This is a genomic window from Streptomyces sp. TLI_146, assembly GCF_002846415.1.
Lineage (GTDB): Bacteria > Actinomycetota > Actinomycetes > Streptomycetales > Streptomycetaceae > Streptomyces.
In genome coordinates, this window is record NZ_PJMX01000001.1 from 3311186 (window position 1) to 3325929 (window position 14744).

At 71.7% G+C, this 14744-nt stretch carries 15 protein-coding genes; 7 read left to right on the forward strand and 8 right to left on the reverse strand.

The genetic code is table 11. From position 1 onward, the window contains the following. Positions 1 to 128: 128 nt before the first annotated feature. The gene (locus BX283_RS15045; protein ID WP_101388132.1) at positions 129 to 1370 is read left to right on the forward strand and encodes a cytochrome P450; all 1242 of its coding nucleotides are present in this window, start codon (positions 129 to 131) and stop codon (positions 1368 to 1370) included. Positions 1371 to 1373: 3 nt separating this feature from the next. Here BX283_RS15045 and BX283_RS15050 read toward each other — a convergent pair whose 3' ends face one another. Both BX283_RS15050 and BX283_RS15055 read right to left on the reverse strand, forming a co-directional pair. Continuing rightward, positions 1374 to 1637 carry a DUF397 domain-containing protein gene (locus BX283_RS15050; protein WP_101388133.1) on the reverse strand — a complete coding sequence of 88 codons (264 nt, stop codon included), beginning with the start codon at positions 1635 to 1637 and terminating at the stop codon, positions 1374 to 1376. Next, positions 1618 to 2445 (reverse strand): helix-turn-helix transcriptional regulator, encoded by an 828-nt coding sequence (locus BX283_RS15055; RefSeq protein WP_101388134.1) that lies wholly within the window; start codon positions 2443 to 2445, stop codon positions 1618 to 1620. Before BX283_RS15055 ends, BX283_RS15050 begins: the two co-directional genes overlap by 20 nt. Before the next feature lie 117 nt (positions 2446 to 2562). Between BX283_RS15055 and BX283_RS15060 the strand changes: the two genes are divergently transcribed. Further along, positions 2563 to 2973, forward strand: coding sequence for an ATP-binding protein (locus tag BX283_RS15060; RefSeq protein WP_101392350.1), 411 nt, complete (start codon positions 2563 to 2565; stop codon positions 2971 to 2973). Positions 2974 to 3013: 40 nt separating this feature from the next. Here the strand turns inward: BX283_RS15060 and BX283_RS15065 are convergent, their stop codons facing one another. Further along, positions 3014 to 5083 carry a bifunctional glycosyltransferase 87/phosphatase PAP2 family protein gene (locus BX283_RS15065; RefSeq protein ID WP_373979174.1) on the reverse strand — a complete coding sequence of 690 codons (2070 nt, stop codon included), beginning with the start codon at positions 5081 to 5083 and terminating at the stop codon, positions 3014 to 3016. 334 nt (positions 5084 to 5417) lie between these two features. Here BX283_RS15065 and BX283_RS15070 point away from each other — a divergent pair, with 334 nt between their 5' ends. Beyond that, complete coding sequence (locus tag BX283_RS15070) at positions 5418 to 6533, forward strand: DUF2330 domain-containing protein (RefSeq protein WP_257582835.1); 1116 nt, start codon at positions 5418 to 5420, stop codon at positions 6531 to 6533. 36 nt (positions 6534 to 6569) lie between these two features. Next, on the forward strand, positions 6570 to 6896 hold the full coding sequence (locus tag BX283_RS15075; RefSeq protein WP_101388136.1) for an antibiotic biosynthesis monooxygenase: 327 nt from the start codon (positions 6570 to 6572) through the stop codon (positions 6894 to 6896). Between the two features lie 78 nt (positions 6897 to 6974). Here BX283_RS15075 and BX283_RS15080 read toward each other — a convergent pair whose 3' ends face one another. Next, the gene (locus BX283_RS15080; RefSeq protein ID WP_101388137.1) at positions 6975 to 7469 is read right to left on the reverse strand and encodes a hypothetical protein; all 495 of its coding nucleotides are present in this window, start codon (positions 7467 to 7469) and stop codon (positions 6975 to 6977) included. Next, positions 7469 to 8071, reverse strand: coding sequence for a hypothetical protein (locus BX283_RS15085; RefSeq protein WP_257582838.1), 603 nt, complete (start codon positions 8069 to 8071; stop codon positions 7469 to 7471). The genes BX283_RS15080 and BX283_RS15085 overlap by 1 nt, the downstream gene beginning before the upstream one ends. Before the next feature lie 89 nt (positions 8072 to 8160). On the opposite strand from BX283_RS15085, the gene BX283_RS15090 reads away from it, so the two are divergent. Further along, on the forward strand, positions 8161 to 8664 hold the full coding sequence (locus BX283_RS15090) for a GNAT family N-acetyltransferase (protein ID WP_101388138.1): 504 nt from the start codon (positions 8161 to 8163) through the stop codon (positions 8662 to 8664). A 22-nt stretch (positions 8665 to 8686) separates the two neighbouring features. On the opposite strand, the gene BX283_RS15095 is transcribed toward BX283_RS15090, so the two are convergent. Next, positions 8687 to 10741, reverse strand: coding sequence for an MFS transporter (locus tag BX283_RS15095; protein ID WP_101388139.1), 2055 nt, complete (start codon positions 10739 to 10741; stop codon positions 8687 to 8689). Between the two features lie 795 nt (positions 10742 to 11536). Between BX283_RS15095 and BX283_RS42155 the strand changes: the two genes are divergently transcribed. Together BX283_RS42155 and BX283_RS15110 are read left to right on the forward strand one after the other, a co-directional pair. Further along, entirely contained in the window at positions 11537 to 12052 is a 516-nt protein-coding gene (locus BX283_RS42155; protein WP_180357161.1) for a peptidoglycan-binding protein, read from the forward strand. Positions 12053 to 12246: 194 nt separating this feature from the next. Continuing rightward, positions 12247 to 12912: an HAD family hydrolase gene (locus BX283_RS15110; protein ID WP_101388140.1), complete on the forward strand. Its 666-nt coding sequence runs from the start codon at positions 12247 to 12249 to the stop codon at positions 12910 to 12912. Between the two features lie 152 nt (positions 12913 to 13064). On the opposite strand, the gene BX283_RS15115 is transcribed toward BX283_RS15110, so the two are convergent. Together BX283_RS15115 and BX283_RS15120 are read right to left on the reverse strand one after the other, a co-directional pair. Next, complete coding sequence (locus BX283_RS15115) at positions 13065 to 13646, reverse strand: TMEM165/GDT1 family protein (RefSeq protein ID WP_101388141.1); 582 nt, start codon at positions 13644 to 13646, stop codon at positions 13065 to 13067. A gap of 336 nt (positions 13647 to 13982) precedes the next feature. Then, positions 13983 to 14726 (reverse strand): ABC transporter permease, encoded by a 744-nt coding sequence (locus BX283_RS15120; RefSeq protein WP_101392353.1) that lies wholly within the window; start codon positions 14724 to 14726, stop codon positions 13983 to 13985. Positions 14727 to 14744: the final 18 nt, after the last annotated feature.

The window sequence follows — 14744 nt, forward strand, 5'->3', positions numbered from 1 at the left end:
CACGCACCCACCGCACCCCGCGCCCGCAACCGGGCCCCCGGGCCCCTTGCCACTTGTAGAACCCGTTACTACCTTTCAGTCAAATTCTGATGGGTCGTCAGACAAGTGCCGTCGAGATGGAGTTGCCGATGCGCTGCCCCCACCTGCCCGAGGGGTTCGACTTCACCGACCCCGACCTGCTCCAGGACCGCGTCCCGTACCCAGAGTTCGCCCAGGCGCGGCAGACCGCCCCGGTCTTCTGGTGCCCCCAGCCGCACGGCATCGCCGGCTTCGGCGACGACGGCTACTGGGTGGTGACGCGCCACGCCGACGTCAAGTACGTCTCCACGCACCCGGAGCTGTTCTCCTCCACCACCAACACCGCCGTCATCCGCTTCAACCAGAACATCACCCGCGACCAGATCGAGGTCCAGCGGCTGATCATGCTCAACATGGACCCGCCGGAGCACACCCGGGTCCGCCAGATCGTCCAGCGCGGCTTCACCCCGCGCGCGATCCGCTCGCTGGAGTCCACCCTGCGCGACCGCGCCCGCCGCATCGTCGACACGGCCCTCACCGCGTCCAAGGGCGGCGACTCCTTCGACTTCGTCACCAACATCGCCGTCGAGCTGCCGCTCCAGGCGATCGCGGAGCTCATCGGCGTACCGCAGCAGGACCGCGCGAAGATCTTCGACTGGTCCAACAAGATGGCGGCGTACGACGATCCCGAGTACGCCATCACCGAGGAGATCGGCGCCGAGGCCGCCATGGAGATCGTCTCGTACGCGATGAACCTCGCGGCGGCGCGCAAGGAGTGCCCCGCGAAGGACATCGTGTCGACGCTGGTCGCGGCCGAGGGCGAAGGCAACCTGCTGGCCGACGAGTTCGGCTTCTTCGTCATCCTGCTCGCGGTCGCGGGCAACGAGACCACGCGCAACGCGATCAGCCACGGGATGCACGCGTTCCTCACCCACCCCGACCAGTGGGAACTCTACAAACGCGAGCGCCCGGAGACGGCGGCGGAGGAGATCGTGCGCTGGGCGACGCCGGTGGTGTCCTTCCAGCGTACGGCCACGCAGGACACGGAACTCGGCGGTCAGAAGATCAAGGCGGGCGACCGGGTCGGCCTGTTCTACTCCTCCGCCAACAACGACCCCGAACTCTTCGACGAGCCCGAGCGGTTCGACATCCTCCGCGACCCTAACCCGCACCTCGGCTTCGGCGGCGGGGGCCCGCACTTCTGCCTCGGCAAGTCGCTGGCGGTCCTCGAAATCAACCTGATCTTCAACGCGATAGCGGACGCCCTGCCGAACCTGACCCTGGCGGGCGACCCGCGCCGCCTGCGCTCGGCATGGCTGAACGGGATCAAGGAGCTCCAGGTGAGCCCGTGAGCTCTACAGCTGCCGTACGAAGTCGCCGAAGGCGGCCGGGTTGAAGCGGATGGCGGGACCGTGGGGGTCCTTGGAGTCGCGAACGGCGACGGTGGAGGGGAGGGCGGCGATCTCTACGCATTCGCCGCCCTGGTTGCCGCTGTGGGAGGACTTGCGCCAGCGGGCGGCGCCGAGGGTCGCGCACTCGACGCATTCGCCGCCCTGGTCACTGCTGTAACTGGACTTACGCCACTGGGCGTCGGCCAGCTCAGAGTTGATGCTCCCCATAGCGCTCCTCCATCACCCGCCGGATCAGCTCTGCCGAGTCCCGGAGAGACAGGGCGGCCGCCTGGAGATGATCGTATCGGAGCGAACAGTCCTTGACAGTCTCCGGGTTGGCCGTGGGATGCCCCATTCCGTAGCCCTCGGTGTAGATGATCGCCGGGTCTCCGGAGAACCGGAAGAGGGTGAACGAGCCTGTCAATCCGGCGTGCGATCCAACCTCGTAAGGCAACACCTGGATATTGACCCTCGGGTTGTTCTCGTAGCTCAACAGACGCTGAAGTTGACCGCGCATGACCGTGCCCCCGCCGATCTCCTGCCGGAGCGCCGCCTCGCTGAGGATGGTCCACAGCACCGGCGGGTTCTCCTTCTCCAGGATCCGCTGCCGTGCCATCCGGACGGCAGTCCGGTCCTCCAGGTTCGACGTGTCGACCGCGCCGAGCACGGCACGCGCATAGTCCTGCGTCTGGAGCAGCCCATGCACCATGTTGGTCTGGAACGTATAGATCTCAACCGCCCGCGCCTCCAGCTCAGCAACTTGCTGAAACCAAGCCGGAAGTTGGCTTCGCAGGACGAGCGGCAGCAGGCGCGACAGCAGTCCGCCCGTGCCCAGCGCGGCGTCCGCCCGCTCGCTGAAGTCGGCCGTCGGCAGCTTGCGGGCCGTCTCGATCTGGCCGATCAGTGAGCCGGTGTACGAGATGATCGCGCCCAGTTGCTTCTGGGTGAGCCCGCCCGCCTCGCGGTAGCGGCGCAGCTCGTAGCCGTAGTAGTCGAGCGGCGAGGCGCTCGGATCGAGGACGTTGATGTGGACCACGGCGGGTACCCCCTCGGGCTCAACTCCGCTTACTTCTCAACGGGTTGTATTCATTCGTAGCCGAGAGTAGCCATCTCGCGGCACGCTCGTACCGTGAACGACAATTCCCAGTACGGCATGCGCTTCACGGTCGGCGTGCACTCCGCACGCCATGTCCGCAGGATCGTCCGTACACACCTCGACTTCTGGGCCATGTCCGACCTCGTGGACGCGGCCGAACTCGCTGTGACGGAGCTGCTCGCCAACGTGGTACGGCATGTGCCGGACCGCTACTGCGAGTTGAGCATGCGCCGTCTGCCGCACGGCGTGCGCGTCGAGGTGTCGGACAGATTCCCGCAGCTTCCCCTGCCCCTCAACGCGTCGGATGAGGACGAGTCCGGGCGCGGGCTCGTGCTCCTGGACGCGGTGGTCGACAAGTGGGGCGTCTCCCCGGGCCCGGCCAGGACCGGGAAGACGGTGTGGTTCGAGTGCGGGACACCCCCGCAGGAGATCACCGACATAGACCTTGATGAGCTCCTCCGCGGCTGAAACGGTTGTCACCGGGGGCCGGGGTGGTGCCGTCGCGCGGCTACTTCGACGCGCCGGAGCCCGACCCCGTACTGCCCGCCGGCATCGCCTTGCCGCCCCATGTCGCCGCTCTGGGCGCGGGCAGCCCCGGGAGCTGAACGCCGCGCGGGCCCGCGAGGGCGTACACGAGGGCGAAGCCCGCGCCGACGACGGTGGCGCCGCCGATCGCGTCGAGCACCCAGTGGTTGGCGGTGGCGATGATCGCGCACACCGTGAAGAGCGGGTGGAGCATGCCCAGCGCCTTCATCCACAGCTTGGGCGCCACCACCGCGATCACGATGCCGCACCACAGCGACCAGCCGAAGTGCAGACTGGGCATCGCCGCGTACTGGTTGGTGACCTGTGTCATCGCCCCGTAGTCCGGGTTGGCCAGGTCCTGCGGGCCGTGGACCGTGTCGATGAAGTCCATGCCCGGCATCAGGCGCGGCGGGGCGAGCGGGAAGAACCAGAAGCCGACCAGGCCGAGCACCGTGGCGAAGCCCAGGGCCGCGCGCGCCCAGCGGTAGTCGGTGGGTCGGCGCACGTACAGCACGCCCAGGACGGTGAGCGGCACCACGAAGTGGAACGACTCGTAGTAGAAGTTGAAGAACGACTCCAGCCACTTGGCGTGCTGGATCGAGTGGTTGGCCCAGCGCTCGATGTCGATGTGGAGCGCGCGCTCGATGGACGCGATGGTCCGGCCGTGCGCCTCGGCAGTCTCCCGCCCGGCGGTGGCCTCCAGGCGTATGTGGGAGTACGCGGAGTAGCCGACGCGGATGGCGAGCAGTTCCAGGAGCAGGTTCGGGCGGCTGAGCACCCGGCGCCAGAACGGCACCAGCGGGACGCGGGCCCAGCGGCCCGGGGCGGGCTCCGCGTAGGTGGTGGGGACCGGCTTGCGGAAGTGCTCGGAGGTGCGCGGCAGGAACGGGACCAGGCAGGCCGCGAGCAGCGCCGTCAGCAGGGGAACGTTGTCACGTAACGGGTAGAGGACCGGCATGTTCGGCAGCAGCACCGCGCCCGGCAGCGTCATCACCAGGAGGACCAGGGCGGGCCACACCAGCCGGTCGCGGGCCTTGGTGCCGACCCGGCCGACCATCGCGAGCAGCACCCACAGGAGCTGGTGCTGCCAGGCCGTCGGCGAGACGGTGACGGCGACGCAGCCGGTGAGGGCGACGGCGAGCAGGAGCTGGCCGTCGCGCGCGTAGCGGACGGCCCGGCGCAGGCCGAGGACGATCACGGCGACGGCGAGCGCCAGGAACAGGCCGATCTCCAGCGGCCCTTCGAGGCCGATCCGGAGCAGGGCGCCGTGCAGGGACTGGTTGGCGAGACCGTCGGGGCGCGCGCCGAGCCCGGCGCCCGCCACGTGGTGCACCCAGTACGTCCACGAGTCGTGCGGCATGAGCGCCCAGGTCAGGGCGGTCGCGGCGGCGAAGGTGGCGGTGGTGGAGACGGCCGCGCGTCTGCGTCCGGTGAGCCAGAGCAGCGGGACGAACAGCAGCACGGTGGGCTGGAGGGCCGCCCCGACGCCTATGAGCACCCCGCAGGCGCGCTCCCCGCGTACGGCGAAGCAGCCGAGCAGGACGAGCAGGACCGGGATGATGCTGGTCTGGCCGGTGGTGAGGGCGTTGCGCACCGGCAGCGAGACCATCAGGAGGCTGATGGCGACGGGCGCGGCCACCAGCGAACTTCGGCGCGAAATCGGCCCCGGGAGCGCGCGGGCGGCGACGACGCCGAGCACCGCGACGAACAGGAGCGTGGAGAACGTCCAGGCCACGCCGAGCGCCTGCTCGGCGGAGTGGGTCAGCGGTTTGAGGACGAGCCCGGCGAAGGGGGTACCGGTGAAGTGGTCCTGGTCGTACAGGGAGCCTTTGACGTGCAGTACGCCGTTGACCCCGTCGCCGCCGCTCGCACCGGTCCAGGTCTCCAGGTCGGTGAGCCGTTCGCCTGGTGGAAGGCGCAGGACGTGGGCCATCTGCCGTATCGCGAGGACGGCGGCGACCAGCCACAGCACCACCCGGGCCGCGCCCATCCGGGAGTCCGCCGACCCCGAGTCCACTGTGCTGCCGCGTCCGCCGTGCTCCGCATTAGCCACGCCCCGCCAAGCCTCCCACCGTTCTCTAAAAGCCCGTTGTTCGCCCGTCGTACCGGCCCCCGAGTGCGGGGCGACTCCTCAGAGCCTCGCACCACCCCTCTGAGGAGACTCAGACAACCCCCACTTCGCCTGACTGTCACCGGGGTTTTGACCGGAACCGCCTTGACCGGCCCCCGCGACCCGCCGGAACCGGACCTGCCGGAACGCCGTCGTAGATCGCGTCGACGGTGGTGCACGGGTGGTACGTGCGAGAGGCGGGGGAATGCGCGGCAGAGGTGTCGGCAGTGGCAGCGGGCGGCGAACGGGGCTGCTCCTGCGGCGAACAGGGCTGCTCATGGGGGCATTGCTGACCCTCCAGCTCCTCTCGATCGTCTCCCCCGCTTACGCGTGCGGGTGCGGCGCGATGGTCCACGGCACGGGTACCCAGTTGTCGGTCCGTCAGGAGACGTCGGCGGTGCGGTGGGACGGCCGGGGCGAGGAGATCGTGATGAGCCTCACGGTCGACGGGAACGCGCCGAAGGCGGCCTGGATCATGCCGGTGCCGCACCGGGCGACGGTCACGCTGGGAGACCGGGCGCTCTTCTCCGACCTGGAGCGGGCGACGGCGCCGGTGCACAGGGACCGCGACTACTTCTGGCCGAGGGACGGCGACTGGCCCTTCACCCGCGACCACCACACGGCGGGCGACAGCGCGGGGGCCGCCCCGGGCGCGGCCGCACCGCCGGTCGGCGTGGTCGACCGGCAGCGCCTGGGCCCGTTCGACGTGGCCCGTCTGACGGCGACGGACCCGGAGGCGCTGCGGAGCTGGCTGGAGACGAACGGGTTCCGGCTCCCGCCCGCCCTCTCCACGGAACTGCGCCCCTACGTCGACCAGAAATGGGAGTACGTGGCGGTCCGCCTGGCCCCCGCCTCCGGCGACGGCCCCCTGACGGGCACGCTGGACCCGTTGAAGCTGACGTTCGCGAGCGAGCGCCCGGTCTACCCGATGCGCCTCTCGCGGCTGGCGAGAACCGCCCAGTCCCTGAAGCTGTACGTGGTGTCGGCGCACCGGATGGAGCCGGATTCGACCATCGGGGGCACGCCGCCGAAGGTGCTGTACGCGGGGAAGGTCCCGCTGGAGGGCGGCGAACTGGCACGGTTCGCGGGCGTGTCGTACGCCGCCGAGGGCGACACCCCGTACCTCACGGCCCTGAGCCAGTCCTTCTGGCAGCCCTCCGCGATCACGGGCGACCACGAACTGAGGCGCGCGGCCGACGACACCCCGGTCCGGCGGGTGATCTGGACGGACCACCTGATGCGGGTGGCGGGCGTCCCGGCGTGGCTCCTGACGGTCACCACGGGCCTGGCGGCGGTGGCGACGACGGCGCTCCTTCTCGTACGCGCAGGACTGCGGAGGCGGCGCGTGGTCGTCCCGCCCCCGCCGGTTGTGGTGCCGCCGCCGCTGGGGTGAGCGGGGCCGTGGTGGGCGGGGCCGTAGGGTCGGGGCATGAGCATCGTGAAGATCAATGTCCTGAAGGTCCCGAGCGAGCAGCGCGAGGTGCTGGAGCAGCGGTTCGCCGCGCGGGCCGGGTCGGTGGAGAACTCCGACGGCTTCGAGTGGTTCGAGCTGCTGCGCCCGGTCGAGGGCACCGACGAGTACCTCGTGTACACCCGCTGGCGCAGCGAGGAGGACTTCGAGAAGTGGATGGCCACGTCGATGCGCGGCGCGCACGGCGGGGGCGGCGCGGCGGAGGGCGAGCGCCCCAAGCCCGCCGCGACCGGTTCCACGCTGTGGTCGTTCGAGGTCGTGCAGCAGGCGGCGCCGAAGAGCTGAACCGGCACCGCCCGCAGGCGCGTGGACGGCCCGTACGCCGGGAGTTCGCGTACGGGCCGTCCATCCCGGCGCTCCTTGCTAGAGCTCCAGCATGCGTTCGGTCAGCTGCCGGTAGTCGCGCAGCGCAAGGCGGAGTTCCTCGGTGTCGTCCTTCGCCGACGAGACCGACTGGCGGCGTTCCTTGACCAGTTCCGCGACGCGCGCGGCCGTCTCGCCCAGGACCGCGTCGGCCTCCTCCACGGACTTCCGGGGCTCGTCGATGAAGCCGCTCACCGCGCGGTGCAGCCGCAGCGCCCACTTGTCGCGCTCCTCCGTGGGGAGCAGGGGGGCGGGGGCCAGCTCGGCGGGCGGGGGCGGCACAGGCTGGTCGTCGGCGCTCGCCGCCGAACCGGCCGCACCCGCCGTGGCCGCCGCGCCCGGGACCCGTACCGCCGGATCGGCCGGGGCGTCCGGCGCCGGGTCGGCGCCCCGTACCGCCGTACCACCGGGAACGGCCGGCGCCGGGTCCGAACCGCGCACCGCCGGGGACACCTTGGGTTCGGCCGGGCCCGTCCCGTTCTCGTCGCGTCGCATCACACCGCACTCCCCTTCGCGTGCCGTCGCGGCAGGGCCGGGCGGCGGGTGGGGTGGGCGTGGCGCGGGCCCGCCGTCAGGAGCTCCTCGAACAGGGAGCGGGCCTCTATGACCGCCTCCCGGATCTCCTCCGTGTCGCCCGTTCCGCGCGCCGCGCGGTGCACCCTGCGGTAGCCGTCGAGCTGGCCCGCGTGGTGCACGGAGAGCGCGGCGATCTGGTCCTCGTACGCCTTCGCCGCCGGGAAGCCCCGCTCCTCGGCCAGCCGGGCGACCAGCTTGTCGGCGGCCTCGGCGGCCCGGCGCGGTGAGTCGACGAACTGCTCCTGGATGCCCGCCCAGCGCACGAGGTAGTGCTCGCGGGCCTCGGGCGGCAGCGGGCGTTCGGTGAGCGCGCCGTGCCGCTTCAGCCGCTCGGCGAGCTCGCGCTCGGCGGCCCGGCGGTCCCCGTCGTGCAGGACGACCGCCCGTTCGTACTCGGGGCCGAAGCGCCGCCGCAGCCCGCGCCCGCCGGTCGCCGAACCGTGCAGGGCGAACCGGACGGCGACGGCGAGGGCGGCCAGGGCGAGCACCGCGATCAGGACGACAATCACGATCGTGGACATGTCTGCCTTCCCGGTGAGTTGGTCCTTGTCCGCCGGGTTGCCAGGAATTCGGTGGCCAAACGGTACCGGTCTCGGGTAGGCAGACGCCCATGAGTTGGATCATGAACCGCGAGCCCTACGACTCCCCCGACGCGGCGCTGCTCCGCCGCGAGTACTACGACGAGGTGGCGAGCCGCTGGTACGGCCGCCCGGCCACCGCCGAGGAGATCGAGGAGGGCCTCACGGACGACGGCGCCGACCGGCTGCGCCCGCCGCTCGGCGACTTCGTGGTCGGCCGCCACGACGGCGCGGCCGGCGCCTGCGGCGGGATCCTGCTCTGCGAGACCGCCCCGGTCATCGACGGCACGGCCCCGGCCACCGCCGAGCTGACCAGGGTCTATGTACGCCCCGGCCTGCGCGGCACCGGCGGCGGCGCCGCGCTCCTCACCACCCTGGAGACGGCCGCCCGCCGCCTCGGCGCCCGCCGTGTCGCCCTGGACACCCGGCACGACCTGGTCGAGGCGCGTGCGCTGTACGCGCGCAACGGCTATCGGGAGATCGAGCCGTACGCCCAACGGCCTTACGCGGAACGGTGGTTCGCGAAGGAGCTGTGAGGGGCTGCGAGGGGCCGGGCACTCACCTGGCGTGGTCCCGGCGCAGGTCCGGTCCCCTCGGGCGCTCCTCGTCCGAGCCGGACATCTCGGCCGTCAACTCCTCCACCAGTTTGACCAGGTCGGTCGGGCGGTCCGGGCCCCACCAGTCGCCGAGCAGCTCGGACAGGGACGCCTCGCGGGCCCGGGCGAGCCGGACCGCCGTCGCCCGGCCCGCCTCGGTGGCGACCAGGGCGATCCCGTCGCGTACGGCGAGGCCGCGCTCCTCCAGCTGGCGGGCGCCCTCCGTGACCAGCCGCAGCGGTACGCGGGTGCGCTCGGCGACGAAGGCCGGTTCCGCCGAGCCGTAGTGGTGGATGCGCAGCAGGAGCCAGCTGGAGGCGGGCAGCAGGTCCAGGCCGGCCCGGGTGGTGATCTTCTCGTAGATTGCCCGGCGGCCCTCCCGGGTGCCGAGCACCGACAGCGCCCGCGCGCACTCGTCGTACGACGAACGCTCGACCGGGTTGGAGGCCACGGTCTGACTGACGTCGGGCGCGGTGACCGCGCCGCGCAGCTTGTCCTCGCGCAGGAACCAGGCGATCACGAAGGCAAGCAGCGTCACCGGCACCGCGTAGAGGAAGACGTCGGTGATCGACTGTGAGTAGGCGTGCAGGACCGAGGGGCGCAACGTCGGCGGCAGTTCGGCGATCGTGCGCGGGTCCGCGGCCAGTTGGGAGGGCCCGGTGCCCGCCGGGAGTTCGCGGCCCGCCAACGCGTCGGCGAGTTTGCCGTTCAGGCGGTTGGTGAAGATCGTGCCGAAGATCGCCACGCCGAAGGACGCGCCGATCGAGCGGAAGAAGGTCGCCCCGGACGTGGCCACGCCCAGGTCCGCGTACCCCACCGCGTTCTGGACGACCAGGACGAGCACCTGCATCACCAGGCCGAGCCCCGCGCCGAAGACGAAGAAGTACACGCTCATCTCCCAGGTGGAGCTCGTCTCGCTGAGCTCGTGCAGCAGGAGCAGCCCGACGGTGACGACGGCCGTGCCCGCGATCGGGAAGACCTTCCAGCGGCCCGTCCGCGACACGATCTGGCCGGACGCCGTCGACGTGATCAGCAGGCCGAGCACCATCGGCAGCATGTGCACACCGGACATCGTCGGGGTGACGCCCTGCACGACCTGCAAGAACGTCGGCAGATACGTCATCGCCCCGAACATCGCGAAGCCGATGACGAAGCTGATGACGGCGACGAGGGAGAAGGTGCGGATACGGAACAGCTTCAGCGGAAGGACAGGTTCCGCCGCCTTCCGCTCGACCGCCACGAACGCGCCGAGCAGCACCGCGCCCAGCACCGCGAGCCCGACGATCTGCGCCGAGCCCCAGGCCCAGGTGGTCCCGCCGAGCGAGGCGACCAGGACCAGGCAGGTGGCGACGGACGCGATGAGGAAGGTGCCCAGGTAGTCGATGGTGTGGCGGGTGCCGTGCACCGGGATGTGCAGCACGGCGGCGATCACGAGCAGCGCGACGACGCCGATCGGGAGGTTGATGTAGAACACCCAGCGCCAGCTGAGGTGTTCGGTGAAGAGCCCGCCGAGCAGCGGCCCGAGCACGCTGGTCGCGCCGAACACGGCCCCGAACAGGCCCTGGTAGCGGCCGCGTTCGCGCGGGGAGACGAGGTCGCCGACGATCGCCATCGACAGCACCATCAGCCCGCCGCCGCCCAGCCCCTGGACCGCGCGGAAGGCGATCAGCTGCCCCATGTCCTGCGCGACGCCGCACAGCGCCGAGCCGACGAGGAAGATGACGATGGCGGCCTGGAACAGCTTCTTCCTGCCGTACTGGTCGCCGAGTTTGCCCCACAACGGGGTCGCGGCGGTGGAGGCGAGCATGTACGCGGTGACGACCCAGGACAGGTGCTCCATCCCGCCGAGGTCGCTGACGATCGTCGGCAGCGCCGTGGAGACGATGGTCTGGTCGAGCGCGGCCAGCAGCATGCCGAGCAGCAGCGCGCCGATGGCGACGAGTACGGTCCGCCGCTCCTGCCCGACGCCGGGCCCGGCGCCCGGGGAGAGCGCGGTGGAGGCCGTTTCCTGGGCCATGGGCCGCCCCTCTCTGTCTCTGCCGCCCCCGCTGTCTCCGCCCCGCCTCTCTCCATCCTGATCGCAATGTCCGAATATGGCCTGCCGGGCCGCCCGGCCCCCCTCGGTCCGCCTTCACGGGACCTGCATAATCGCAGGCAGTTCAAGGGGAGGGGACCCACGATGACGGGACACGTATGTCCTGAATGCGGCACGGAACACGAGCCCACCGGCAGACCGGCCTGCACCTGCGCGCTACGAGCGGCCCGCTCGGCCGAGGTGGCCGCATCGGAGGACTTCGACCCGCTGCGGATCAGGCCGTATGTGACGTTGGGGGATGCGGGGAGGGGGCGGGAGATCGCAGAGGGGGCCGACCCGGCGGCGACGATGCCGCTGCGCCCGTTCCGGACGGAGCCTGCGATCCCGGGGGCGACGGGGCTCGCTGGGGACGAGCTCGGGGCAACCATGGCATTCCGGGCAGGGGCGACGGGGCTCGCTGGCGACGAGCTTGGGGCAACCGTGGCATTCCGAGCAGGGGCGACCGGGCTCGCAGGCGACGAGCTTGGGGCGCCCGTGGCATTCCGAGCAGGGACGACGGGGCCCGCTGGGGACGAGCTCGGGGCAACCGTGGCATTCCGGGCAGGGGCGACCGGGCTCGCAGGCGACGAGCTTGGGGCGCCCGTGGCATTCCGGCCCACCCCTCAAGGGGCGCGGGGAACTGCGCGCCCAGCCACCCACGACCCGCAGACAAAACACCGCCCCCGGCGCCGCCCCCTCCTCCTCGCCACTCTCGCCCTCGCCGCCACCGCGGCCATCGTGGCCATCACCAGCGCCACCCTCTTCGGCGGCGACTCCGAGGCCGACGCAACCGCCCCGGCCACCACAGTGAGCACCGCCCCCGACCCCACCACCACATCGAGCACCCCCACCCCGACCCCCGCCAACACCACCCCACGCACCACCCCCTCCCCCCACAAGCACTCACCCTCCCCGAGCCGTACCCCCAAGGCCTCCACCACCCCGTCCCGCCGCCCCACCCCGGCCTCACCCACCCCCTCCCAGGTCACCGGCACCGTCGACACCACGACCGCCCCGGTCGCACCGCCCGCCACGGCCCCCGTACTGCGCCGGGGCGACAACGGCCCCGAGGTCGCCGAACTCCAGGACCGGCTGGCCCAGTTGACGATCTACAACGGAAAGACCGACGGCCACTTCGGCTCCAGGACGGAGAACGCGGTGCGTACGTACCAGTCGTACATGGGCCTCGAAAGCGACCCCCCGGGCGTCTACGGCCCGGAGACCCGCAGCGCCCTGGAGGCGCAGACGTCCTAGAGGGGCCGGACCCCCGGGACGAGGCCGGGTCGGGCCACCGGGTCGGGCCACCGGGTCGGACCACCGGGTCGGGCCACCGGGTTGGACCATTCGACCTTCATTTTGTATCGTGATGGAACAAAGTGGTTCCGCCCGTACTCCCTGACCGGCGGGCGGAGCCACTTGTCTCTGCTCCCGCACCCAGGAGTCCGCCGATGACGGCCACGCCCACGACCCTGACCGCCCGCGCCCTCCTGTTGGACATGGACGGCACGATCGTGAACTCCGACGCCGTGGTCGAGCGGTGCTGGCGCCGCTGGGCGGTGGAGCACGGCCTCGACCCCGAGGAAGCGCTGAAGGTCGTCCACGGCCGCCAGGGCTACGCCACCATGGCCGTCCTGCTGCCGGACCGCCCGATGGAGCAGAACCTCGCGGACAACCGCGTGATGCTCGCCGAGGAGACGGCCGACACCGACGGCGTCGTCCCCGTCCCCGGCGCCCCCGCCTTCATGGCCTCCCTCGCCGGGCTCCCGCACGCCCTGGTGACCTCGGCGAACGAGCCGCTGGCCCGGGCCCGGATGGGCGCGGCCGCCCTGCCGATGCCGCCCGTACGCGTCACGGCCGAACGCGTCGGCGCCAGCAAGCCGGACCCCGAGGGCTTCCTCAAGGGCGCCGCCGAACTGGGCTTCGCCCCGGCGGACTGCATCGTCTTCGAGGACTCCGAGGCAGGCATCCAGGCGGGCCTGGCGGCGGGCATGCGCGTTATTGGCGTGGGCCCGCGAGCGGCGGCACACGCCCCGACGGCACACGTACCGGACCTGACCCACATCACGGTGACCCCGGAGCCGAGCGGCACGCTCAGGCTGGAGATCACCCAGTAGGGCGTCGCCTCCAGCCGGGCCACCCACATCGACGATCGCCCCGAAGGGGCGCTCTCAGGGGCGCGGGGCGGTGACATGTGCGGCTCCGCCGCGTGGGCGCGACCAGCCACAGACGACCCGCAGCCGAAAGACCGCGCCCCAAACCGCCGGCGTCAGCCGGCAATCGCCTCAAAAAGACTGAACCCCGCCAGCGCAGCCATCAGCGCCGCCGCCACCTTCGTGATCAGCCGAAGCGGCACGTACTTCATCAGCGTCCGCCCGCCCAGGATCCCCAGCCCCGCCACCGCCCACAGCGCCAGCACCGCCCCCACACCCACCGACAGCGGGCTGTCGTACCGCGCGGCCAGGTTCGCGGTCATGATCTGCGTCAGGTCCCCGAACTCGGCGACCAGGATCAGCATGAACCCGGCCCCGGACACCTTCCAGAACGACTGGTCGGCCGGGGCCTTCACGCCGTCCTCCTCCTCGTCCTTCTTGAAGAGCAGCATCGCCGCGCCCGCGAGGAAGAGGACGCCCACGATCGCCTGGAGCAGCCGGTGCGGCAGCAGCGTGAGCACGCTGCCCGCCGCGATGGCGAGCGCCACGTGCAGCAGGAACGCCGCCGCGACGCCGACGAACACGTACGACGCCTTGTAGCGGGTACCGAGCATCAGACCCGCGAGCGCGGTCTTGTCGGGGAGCTCGGCGAGGAAGACCACGCCGAAGGTGATCGCCAGGATGGTGAAACTGAGCACGGAGGGCCTCAATCGGTCGGGCGCGGCGCGGCCGTACCGAGAGCGTGTCACGAAAGAAATCCGGGGTCGCTTCGGCACAGCAGCGCCATGAAGCGGAAAGCGGTCATGGTTCACTGCGGCCGAAGGTCTCGCTGGCGAGGCCCTCGCGGGCCTGCCTCCGGGCGCCGGCCGGGGTCCCTCCCGAAGGAGAGTCCAGCAGTATGTCGACGTTCCGGCGAAGAGCTACTCCCCTTCTGCTCCGTACAGAATACGGGACACCGCCCCGCACCCGTCAGGGACCAAAGTCCCCCCCCGCCCCGGAGGGCCAAGAGGAGGGGCCAAGAGGAGGGGCCGAGATCAGAGCGGCACATCCCGGTGCACCCGCCCCCGCCCCACCAGCTCCAGCACCACCGACACCGCCACCGCCTGTACCGCCATCAGCGCCACCAGCACGTACAGCTGCACCGCCCCCGCCTGCACCGGTGACGCCCCGCCGAGCAGCATCCCCACGAACGCGCCGGGCAGCGTGACGAGCCCCACGGTCCGGGTCTGGTCGAGGCCGGGCAGCAGCGCGTCGGACGCGGCCGGGCGGGCCACCTCCAGGCGCGCGTCCCGGTCGAGCAGCCCGAGCGCCATCCCCGCCTCCACCTCGCCGCGCCGCACGGTCAGCTCGTCCAGCGCCCGCCGCCCGCCGAGCACCGTCGCGGTGAGCGCGCCGCCGATGAGGATGCCGGTGACGGGGATGAGCGCGATGCCCTTGACCGGCACCAGGCCGGTCAGCAGCAACACCCCCACCACCGGGGCCACTCCCGCCGCGATCGGCAGCGCGGCCCACCACCAGGTGCCGTTGGGCGTCATCCGCCGCCCGGCCGTCCGCACCGCCACCGCGTACATCAGCAGCAGGAAGCAGAGCAGCAGCGGCACCGAGCCGACCACCCAGTGGATCGCGCTCGCCACCACCGCGAGCTGAACGGCCGCGCGCACCCCGGCGACCAGGATCTCCTTCGCCCGGCCGAGCCGCGCCACCGCCGCGACACCGGCCGCGACCAGGAGCAGTACGGCGAGAACGACCCCGAGCGTGACATTGACGGGCAGCAGCACGCGCCCACCGTACGCCGG